Source organism: Rhizobium sp. SEMIA 4085 (assembly GCF_013004495.1).
Classification (GTDB): domain Bacteria; phylum Pseudomonadota; class Alphaproteobacteria; order Rhizobiales; family Rhizobiaceae; genus Rhizobium; species Rhizobium gallicum.
In genome coordinates this window covers 1-8,256 of sequence record NZ_JABEPH010000278.1, presented here as the reverse complement: position 1 = coordinate 8,256, position 8,256 = coordinate 1, and the positions used below count along the sequence as shown (strand labels likewise).

At 58.2% G+C, this 8,256-nt stretch carries 9 protein-coding genes; 5 read left to right on the top strand and 4 right to left on the bottom strand.

The window, feature by feature from the left end; genetic code table 11:
* Positions 1-228: 228 nt before the first annotated feature.
* Positions 229-864, top strand: a complete 636-nt coding sequence (locus C9413_RS23180) for a DUF4157 domain-containing protein (protein ID WP_052451858.1) — start codon at positions 229-231, stop codon at positions 862-864.
* A 556-nt stretch (positions 865-1,420) separates the two neighbouring features.
* Here the strand turns inward: C9413_RS23180 and C9413_RS23175 are convergent.
* Positions 1,421-1,753, bottom strand: a complete 333-nt coding sequence (locus tag C9413_RS23175) for a hypothetical protein (RefSeq protein ID WP_040115943.1) — start codon at positions 1,751-1,753, stop codon at positions 1,421-1,423.
* Positions 1,754-1,856: 103 nt separating this feature from the next.
* On the bottom strand, positions 1,857-2,255 hold the full coding sequence (locus tag C9413_RS23170) for a RidA family protein (protein ID WP_040115944.1): 399 nt from the start codon (positions 2,253-2,255) through the stop codon (positions 1,857-1,859).
* Between the two features lie 170 nt (positions 2,256-2,425).
* On the opposite strand from C9413_RS23170, the gene C9413_RS23165 reads away from it, so the two are divergent.
* Together C9413_RS23165 and C9413_RS23160 are read left to right on the top strand one after the other, a co-directional pair.
* Positions 2,426-3,013, top strand: coding sequence for a TetR/AcrR family transcriptional regulator (locus C9413_RS23165; protein ID WP_040116667.1), 588 nt, complete (start codon positions 2,426-2,428; stop codon positions 3,011-3,013).
* 725 nt (positions 3,014-3,738) lie between these two features.
* On the top strand, positions 3,739-4,371 hold the full coding sequence (locus C9413_RS23160) for a glutathione S-transferase family protein (RefSeq protein ID WP_082046743.1): 633 nt from the start codon (positions 3,739-3,741) through the stop codon (positions 4,369-4,371).
* 580 nt (positions 4,372-4,951) lie between these two features.
* Here the strand turns inward: C9413_RS23160 and C9413_RS23155 are convergent.
* Together C9413_RS23155 and C9413_RS23150 are read right to left on the bottom strand one after the other, a co-directional pair.
* Positions 4,952-5,218 (bottom strand): hypothetical protein, encoded by a 267-nt coding sequence (locus tag C9413_RS23155; RefSeq protein WP_052451860.1) that lies wholly within the window; start codon positions 5,216-5,218, stop codon positions 4,952-4,954.
* A gap of 337 nt (positions 5,219-5,555) precedes the next feature.
* Positions 5,556-6,464, bottom strand: a complete 909-nt coding sequence (locus C9413_RS23150) for a LysR family transcriptional regulator (protein WP_170250956.1) — start codon at positions 6,462-6,464, stop codon at positions 5,556-5,558.
* Between the two features lie 105 nt (positions 6,465-6,569).
* Here C9413_RS23150 and C9413_RS23145 point away from each other — a divergent pair, with 105 nt between their 5' ends.
* Together C9413_RS23145 and C9413_RS23140 are read left to right on the top strand one after the other, a co-directional pair.
* The gene (locus C9413_RS23145; RefSeq protein WP_052451862.1) at positions 6,570-7,442 is read left to right on the top strand and encodes an SDR family NAD(P)-dependent oxidoreductase; all 873 of its coding nucleotides are present in this window, start codon (positions 6,570-6,572) and stop codon (positions 7,440-7,442) included.
* 80 nt (positions 7,443-7,522) lie between these two features.
* On the top strand, positions 7,523-8,256 hold a 734-nt coding region (locus C9413_RS23140), incomplete at its 3' end, for an alpha/beta hydrolase (RefSeq protein ID WP_170250955.1).

Below are 8,256 nucleotides of genomic sequence, written 5' to 3'. Positions count from 1 at the left end.
CCGCTGGGCCCTGGGGGTGTCGATCCTCCAGCCACGATGGGCGACAAAGACCATGCTGGGGCAGCCCCGCAGCCGGGGTACTACCGAATGCGAACCTTCAACGACCGGCGCGAGCGTTCGAGCAGGAATTGGCGAACCGGCGAGATCTAGTGCACAAGTGCAAAAATTAGCGTCTTGTGGTATTGTGCCGAGCTGTTGTCGGTGGCCAAATTCACGAGAACCTGCGTCATGATGACAATGACGATTTTGTTCCTCACTGTATCGTTTGCTGTCGCGTGGGGCGACATCGGCCATTCCGAACAGTTTCTGCGCAACGTCCAACGAGAAGCGGGCAAAGCACAAAGCGACGTGCCAAGTATCTTCGGCCGCTTCGGCTGGGAGATCGGGGATATTGGAAAGGAACTGAATCGCGTTCGCTCGCAAGCACAAGTCTTGACCGCAGCTGCGGCATTGGAGCAATGGATCATCGCATCGCGAAATAGTGCCCGTTCCAGTGGTGTGATGCCAATGCCGCCGGCGCTTCGTCAAGCGCTCGGAAACTTTTATGACGAGCAGATCTATGACATGGTGGCTTTCAAAATTGGTGGTAGCGCCCCCCTGAACCTCGCAGACCTGGCCATGCGATATGGCGATGCAGACGCGGTGACATTGATCGACACCGTAATTTTCAAAGATGAAGTTGGAGCAAACGATCTTGGGCTATGGGTTCACGAGCTTAAGCATGTTCAGCAGTTTCGGGACTGGGGAACGCGTAGTTTTTTCATACGGTATTTGAGCGACTGGAAATCTGTTGAGGACGAGGCATACGCCGCCACTGACCGATTCAATTCGATCCAGCAGAGGACAGCGCCACAGACCCGTTAGCCCAACGTCATTCAGCCGACGCCCACTGTACCTCAAGCCGTACAGCCTCGGGCCGAATGCGGTCGGTTGTAGGATAGGGCGTCGGTATACCGGCGCCTCGGCCGATGCCTTGCGCTCACCCATCCGAGCCACTGCACGGCGGCTTGTCGCCGCCTAGCTGCGCGACGCGCGATTTGTCCGCCATCGCTTCGGATGTACGCGGACTTGTTTCGACGCATTACTCAATCGAAATACACGATTAGCGATGACGATCTGCAATGGCTTGACACGCGTTGAAGCGCCTATGGTTCAAGACTGGCCGTAAGTGGAGTGGCCGTATGGTTCATTGTTTCCCAAGGACTAGGTCCGAGCTGCATATTCAACAATGCAATCCTTCGCCGGTCCGTTCCCACATGTCCGAACCTCGCAAATCCGAAGGGCGCTCGACCCTTTCGGGGAGCGCCCTTCGCCGACCCGGACAGCTTCAAACGCGCGACAAGATCGCTGCAGGATGCCATCACATTTGGGTGGTAGACCCCATATGTGTCGTCGAAAGGAGAATTCAATAGGTCGAAGGCTACCAATCAGGTTTCACATCGCCGGTCATGTGGTGATGAACGTCCAGACATGCCACCCAGGTGGCATCTTCAGTGAAGCAAGAGGCGGTTCCTTCAAACAAATCACCGGTGAGGGTCGAAGCAGGTGAAAGCTGTGGTTGTGCGAATTGTCTCCGCTCGATCCCGCAAGCGGTGCCGATCATCGCCGCCAAAATGTCGAAGACGGGATTTGGTCGCCGATTGGGAGCGCATGTATTGTCGGATGTTCTCGACCGGTTCAGTTCGCGCGAGAGGGCAGAAAGCGCGAGCCCATAGGTGGACATGACGGCTGCTCTTGCAATGCGCAGCTGCATGCGGGGCGGCATCTGCTCGGCTTAAACCGTCAAACACCGCCGCGAGCGACCCGGCTACCCTGCTGCGCCCGGTAAGGCTTAGTAACCGGTCTGGGGAAGTAGCCTATACCGCTTCAGGGATGCGAGCGATAACCTTGATTTCGAAATCAAAACCGGAGAGCCAGTTCACACCGATTGCCGTCCAGTTGGGATAAGGCGGACTGCTGAAGATCTGGTTCTTGACGGCCATGATGGTCTCGAACTGGTTTTCGGGATCTGTGTGGAACGTGGTTACATCGATAATATCGTCGAAGGTGCAGCTTGCCGCTTTCAGTGTTGCCCTCAGGTTGTCGAAGGCCAGTTCGACCTGACGCCCGAAATCAGGTTCGGGAGTCCCATCGGAACGACTGCCGACCTGCCCGGAGACGAAGAGGAGGTCGCCGGAGCGGATCGCGGCTGAATAGCCGTGTGCTTGGTAAAGTGCATGCCTATCGGCGGGAAAAATTGCGTCACGTTGCGTCATGTGTCGATCTCTCTTCATCTTGGTGGGTGGCACTTGATGAGCAAAACGCTGCTTGGGGAGCTTCACAGGCTTTCGCATCATTGATATACGCCACGTATGTCAACTATCAAACATACGCCTCGTATGTCAATACATATACGTCACGTATGCGAAAAGCGGGAGTCATGATGATGATAAAGCGACGCGTCGAGATGATGGAAGAGACCCGCGCAAAGCTGGTTGCTGCTGCGCGAAAGGCATTTGCCGAAAAAGGCTATGCTGGCGCCTCCATGGACGAGTTGACCGCCGAGGTCGGCCTCACTCGGGGAGCGCTTTATCACAACTTCGGGGACAAGCGTGGCCTTTTGGCTGCCGTCGTCAACCAGATAGACGCTGAAATGGCCTCGCGAGCGCAGGAGATCGGCGGTCGAGCGGAAAACGCCTGGGAAGGGCTGCTTACTGAGGGTACGGCCTATATCGAAATGGCGCTCGATCCCGAAGTGCAGCGGATCGTTCTGCTCGACGGGCCAGCGGTCCTCGGAGATCCATCGCAATGGCCTAGTCAGAGCAACTGCTTGCAGGCGACAAAGCAGACGGTAAAGCGGCTGATCGCGCAAGGGATCTTGAAGCCAGTGGATGCAGAGGCGGCCGCCCGGCTTCTGAATGGCGCCGCGCTCAATGCGGCTCTCTGGATTGCGGCCAGCGAAGATCCGAAGGATGTCTTCCCGAAGGCCGCCCAGGCCTTCCGTTACCTGGCCACGGGTCTGCTTGCAAATTGATGATCTCATCCACCCTGCCACGCGCCGCGATCGTGCGCCGGCCCCGACAAAGAAAGTCCCTCGTAGCGCCCTCCCGCCAGTCGCTCGACCCTTGGCGTCGGGTGCTCTCCACGCCCCGCAAGCGCATGAACCGCGATCACGCAACCGCACGGCAGCAGGAAATGCGCAATGTCTTCGTTACATTTTTGCTTCAATGCAACCGCAACACCTGCCCTGCCCGCAGAAGCCAAGGATGGGAAGGACAGGGCAGGTGCGGGATTGTCGAGCGGACTGTGACGTCGGAGCGTGACCCCTTCGCCGAGAAATCACGATCAAGCCGCCAAGGAACCTAATCTGCGCCGGTTGGCATAATAAGTAAGGTGGCGAATTGCCTCGGTGAAAGGAGTTCCTTGCCGCCTGCGCCCCTTCGATATCGTGAAAGCAGCACGGATGACTTTTTTGTGACCCGCTGTCGGATCGGATCCTCCTCCAACGTCCTTTGAATGCGACGACGAATTCAATGATGGGAGGAGAATGAACATGCTGACTGTCGCGGGCCATTACAGCGTTCCAGCGATCGGCCGAGGACTGGCGTGCAGTTCCAACTTGGAAATGTCCAGAAAAACCACATCGGTCACTCGGGGCCTCCGCTCTGACAGCTTAAGTGGCCGAAACGTTCTGCTTCCCGCCCCCTACGCACTTGTCAACGCCGTGACGCTGTCTGTTTGAAACTGGAGGAAATCAAGATGATGAAACTATATGGATTAGGTCCGACGCGCTCGCTTCGCGCACTTTGGGCCCTTCAAGAGCTCGACGCGGAATTCGAGTTTGTTCCCGTCAACCTCCTGGCTGGCGAAAACCGTCGCCCCGACTTCCTGCGCCTCAATCCCGCCGGAAAACTCCCGGTGCTGGTTGACGGTGACCTTGTACTTACAGAATCCGCCGCGATCGTCATGTATTTAGCAGAAAAGTATGACGCCAAAGAGCTCATGCCCGCCGACTTAAGGGAACGGGCGCGGGCGTACCGCTGGTCTATGTTTGCGGTCACCGAACTTGAACAGCCGCTGTGGCGGATCGCCAAGCACGCCTTTATATACCCCGAAGACAAACGACTGCCGCAAGACATAGCTCTCGCCAGAGAGGAGTTTATGGCGATGGCGGCAATACTTGAGCGTCACATGGATGGGCGTGAGTTCATCGTCGGCGATAAAATTACCATCGCTGATTGCGTCACCGCCTATGTTGTCGATTGGGGCAATGAAAATGGGCTGGTTGACGGCTGTCCAAATCTCAAAGCCTATCTTGAGCGGATGTACGCGCGCCCCAAGGCGCCGCAGCGCATCGCCGAAGCCCTCGCAAACCTCCAACCTGTTGCCTGATCGAGATCTTCGGAAGTGCGCTCCGTGACAGGCGATGCCTGCCTGCTACCCGAAGCACGCACCGAGAAACTGCGAACCTTCTTGCGCAGCCGGCTTGCCGATCTGAGGTAACCAACGGTCGCGTCGTCTATTCTCGGTGATGTTCGATTGAGGGGGCGCAGGCAAGGAGGTGAAATCCGGTCACCGCTGCCGTGACTTGAAGAATACGACGAGGGCTCGTCCAAAAGGTTCAAAAATGGCGAGCCCTGTCGCACCTCGTGCCGCGGGAGCTCATCTCAATCCCCGCTGCACTTGGAATCACGGTCTTTGTGTCCCTGTGAAAAAATGATGCCAAAAGTCAGCTCGGGGGCAAACTAGCTAAAAAGGATTAGTACGGTAGCACATCTTCAGCGCAGGTGCCGCCGAGAAGGAAAATGCCTCTTTCTCAGGCATCGACAATCTCCATTGTCGTGGCTCCATCAAGGCGTTCGAGCGGCAGCGTTTCGGCAATGACAGTGACGGGTGCGCGTCCCCATATCGCCGATTGACCAGCTGCCATCTTGGTCGCGTCTGGCGTAATATTGCGGGCTTATTCGAATTATCACTTTGGTCTCTGTTTTTCGGTGAGCTGAATCGCGGTCACGTCAATGTTCTCATCGCCGGCGATGCTGGCCATTAGCCGATCCAGGCTTTGTTCGTTGGTGACACCGTGCTGATAGAAATAGATGATCTGGCTTGCGAGTTGGTCGCGCTCAGCGTCGCCCGTTATGTGATGGGTAGTACAGATGCGATCGAAGATTCTCTTGCAGATTTCAACATCGTCGTTCTGTAAGGGCATTTCACGGGCAGAGAAATGGTCTCTGGTCATGGTTGGTTTCCTCAATACTCCCTAAGAAGCCAACAGAAACCCCGCCAAAAGCGGGGTAAGGTATCTCACGATGTTATTGCGACAAGGGCTCGTCTAGAGAGGGGTCGAAGGCGAGCCCAAGCCATCAGTCTAGTGCCCAAGGGATAATCCCACTGCACTAGGGCGCACGTCGACTTCAGCGACTGGAGGAAGCTGAAAAAACCGTGCAATCGACAACGCGCACGAGAAGGAAAAGTTCCCCGGTATTCGGCGCATGCTCCGGGCAGTTTCTCAACATCGAGCGCGGGTTAACATCGACGCCCGTATGACGTCTCTGGGCTGACCGTGGCAAACGGGTTTAGCGAACTGGTCGCAAGACCTGTCTTGCCAGATCGATGAAGGCGCGCAGCTTCGGTTGGGCTTGAGTGCGCTGCGGAAAGTAAAGGAAAAGACCAGGCGTCGTCGGCAGGAACTGCTCAAGCACACGAACAAGCTGGCCGGCGCGCAATTCCGCGTCTACGGCGATATCGGCGACATAGGCGAGGCCAAGGCCGGCCCGTGCCCAGGAGACGAGCAGCGCACCGTCGTTGACGATCAGGCTACCCGGCGGGTCCACGGAGAAGCTCCGGCCGTCGCGTTCGAACTCCCACCTGTAGAGCGCGCCCGAATTCGGAAAGCGATACCGAATTGCCTCATGGCCCGCCAGGTCCTGTGGTGCCTCCGGTCGGCCGCGAGCGGCGAGATATGCGGGGCTCGCCACGACCGCCCAGGTAATGTCCCGGGAAAGACGCACCGCGACCATGTCACGCTCGACATACTCGCCGATGCGGATGCCGGCATCGAAACTGCGTGCGGACAGGTCGACTGTCGCATCCTCGACCGCCACCTCGACTGCGATCCTCGGATACTCGCGCCTCAACGCGGGAACGACAGGCTCCATAACCAATGGCACCGCCATGCGCGGCACTGTGAGGCGCAACAATCCCGACGGTTCGTGCACCGAGGCGGCGTCCTCGACAGCGGCGATGATTTCGGCGGCCGCAGGAGCGGTGCGCGCCAGCAGAGCCGCGCCGGCTTCCGTCAGGCCGACGCGACGTGTCGTGCGGATGAACAAAGGCGTCCCAAGCTTTTCTTCGAGGGACTTCACCGCCTGGCTTACGGCAGCTGGCGACACACCCAGTCGGGCGGCCGCTGGGGTGAAGCTGCCGGCCGCCGCCGCCGCAAGGAAAGCTGGGAGGCCAAAGAATGGATCCGATCGCAAGCTCATGTGTCGATTATTAACCCATGCTTTAAAATCCTGAAAGGAGATCGGGATTTTTCCCGGCAATTTCCTCGGTTAGGCTCTCCCCATCGACATTAGAGGAGATAGGACATGACCGACGCAATTACATCCGACAAAATGGTTCTGCCACGCCGCGACATTCTCACTGGCATGCTTGTTGCTGGCGCAACGGTTGGCGCGGGGTTCGCCGCTAAACCGGCAGGGGCGCAGGCTCCTGGTGTCCTCCAGGGTAAGGTCGCAATCGTTACCGGGGGAACGTCTGGCATCGGCGCGGCGACCGCCGGCGTCCTAGCTCAGGCCGGAGCCAAGGTTGCGTTCAACGGCCGGCGAGAAGCACTCGGGCGCGAAGTTGAGGGGCGGATTCGGGCCACTGGCGGCGAGGTCGTCTATATCAAATCCGACGTGCGCGACGCCCATCAGGTCGAGCGTTTCGTAGCTGAAACAGTCGAGCGTTACGGCCGCCTCGACATTGCCTTCAACAATGCTGGCATCGACCTGCCGCCAGCGCCAATTGCCGATACCGATATTGCCGGCTTCGATGATCAGATTGCGACGAACCTGCGCGGTGTCTTCATCGCAATGAAATACGAGCTGCCCCATCTCGTCCGCTCCGAAGGGGTGATGATCAACATGTCTTCGATCGGCGGCCGACATGCCTTTCCAAATATCGTCGCCTACGGAGCTTCAAAGGCTGCCGTCATCCACATGACTCGCGCCGCCGCACAAGAGTACGGACGGCACGTACGCATCAACGCCATCGCGCCTGGAGCGATCGAGACGCCGATGCTCGAGCGGGTGCGGCGCGACTGGAAAGTGACGACCGAACAACTTGTTGGCCCCTACCCCATGCGGCGCGCCGGCACGCCGGAGGAGGTTGCGTCCCTGGTCGTTTTCCTCGCCAGCGATGCCAGTTCCTATATAAGCGGGCACGTCATCGGGATCGACGGCGGGGATCTTGCTTAGTTTTCTGGCTCCGAAAGCGGGCCTCACCAATCCCCACGGGCCATGTTAAGTTATGACGTTGGGATATTGAGGGTGAACGTTTGGTCGAACCTATTTCGCAAGAGCAATTTTCGGCGCTGAAGCGGAACGCCGTTCTTTCGAATGGGCTTCGGCTTGCCTATGTCGAGATGGGCGACCCCGACGGCGTGCCGATCCTCCTGCTCCACGGATTTACCGACAGCGCCAGAAGTTGGAGCCTCGCCGCGCCATATCTCGAAGGCTTTCGCGTGATTGCGCCGGACCTGCGCGGCCACGGGCATTCTGACAAACCTGAGGGCTGCTACACGATACCCGAGATGGCAACTGATGTCCGGCTCCTCATAGAGATGCTGGGTCTTGTGCCAACCCACGTGGTCGGCCATTCGCTTGGTGGGCGGCTTGCGCAAGCGGTCGCCGAGCGCTGGCCTCGTCTCGTTCTCAAAATCGTTCTCTTATCGACCTCAGCCGCGCTGCGCGAACGTCGGGGGTGGTTGTGGGAAAACATCAAGATGCTCCGCGATCCGATCGATCCAGAATGCGCATTCATGCGGGAATGGTGTGCTGGAAAACCTCCGGCCGACGAGAATTTTCTTGCCCATGCTCGACGCGAAAGCGCCGCGTTGCCGTCACGCATCTGGCATTCGATTTACTACGAGCAGCTTGCCTATGACCCCTTGCCACTTCTCCAGGATATTTCCGCACCGACCCTCATCCTGCGAGGCGAGGAGGATATGATCGCGACGAAGGAACATCAGGCCCAGATGCTTGAAGCGATCGCTGGCGCGGAGCTCATTTC

Coding starts and splice junctions, on each gene's coding strand:
- C9413_RS23180 (WP_052451858.1), top strand. CDS start 229: ATGATGACAATGACGATTTTGTTCCTCACTGTATCGTTTGCTGTCGCG.
- C9413_RS23175 (WP_040115943.1), bottom strand. CDS start 1,753: ATGCAGCTGCGCATTGCAAGAGCAGCCGTCATGTCCACCTATGGGCTC.
- C9413_RS23170 (WP_040115944.1), bottom strand. CDS start 2,255: ATGACGCAACGTGACGCAATTTTTCCCGCCGATAGGCATGCACTTTAC.
- C9413_RS23165 (WP_040116667.1), top strand. CDS start 2,426: ATGATAAAGCGACGCGTCGAGATGATGGAAGAGACCCGCGCAAAGCTG.
- C9413_RS23160 (WP_082046743.1), top strand. CDS start 3,739: ATGATGAAACTATATGGATTAGGTCCGACGCGCTCGCTTCGCGCACTT.
- C9413_RS23155 (WP_052451860.1), bottom strand. CDS start 5,218: ATGACCAGAGACCATTTCTCTGCCCGTGAAATGCCCTTACAGAACGAC.
- C9413_RS23150 (WP_170250956.1), bottom strand. CDS start 6,464: ATGAGCTTGCGATCGGATCCATTCTTTGGCCTCCCAGCTTTCCTTGCG.
- C9413_RS23145 (WP_052451862.1), top strand. CDS start 6,570: ATGACCGACGCAATTACATCCGACAAAATGGTTCTGCCACGCCGCGAC.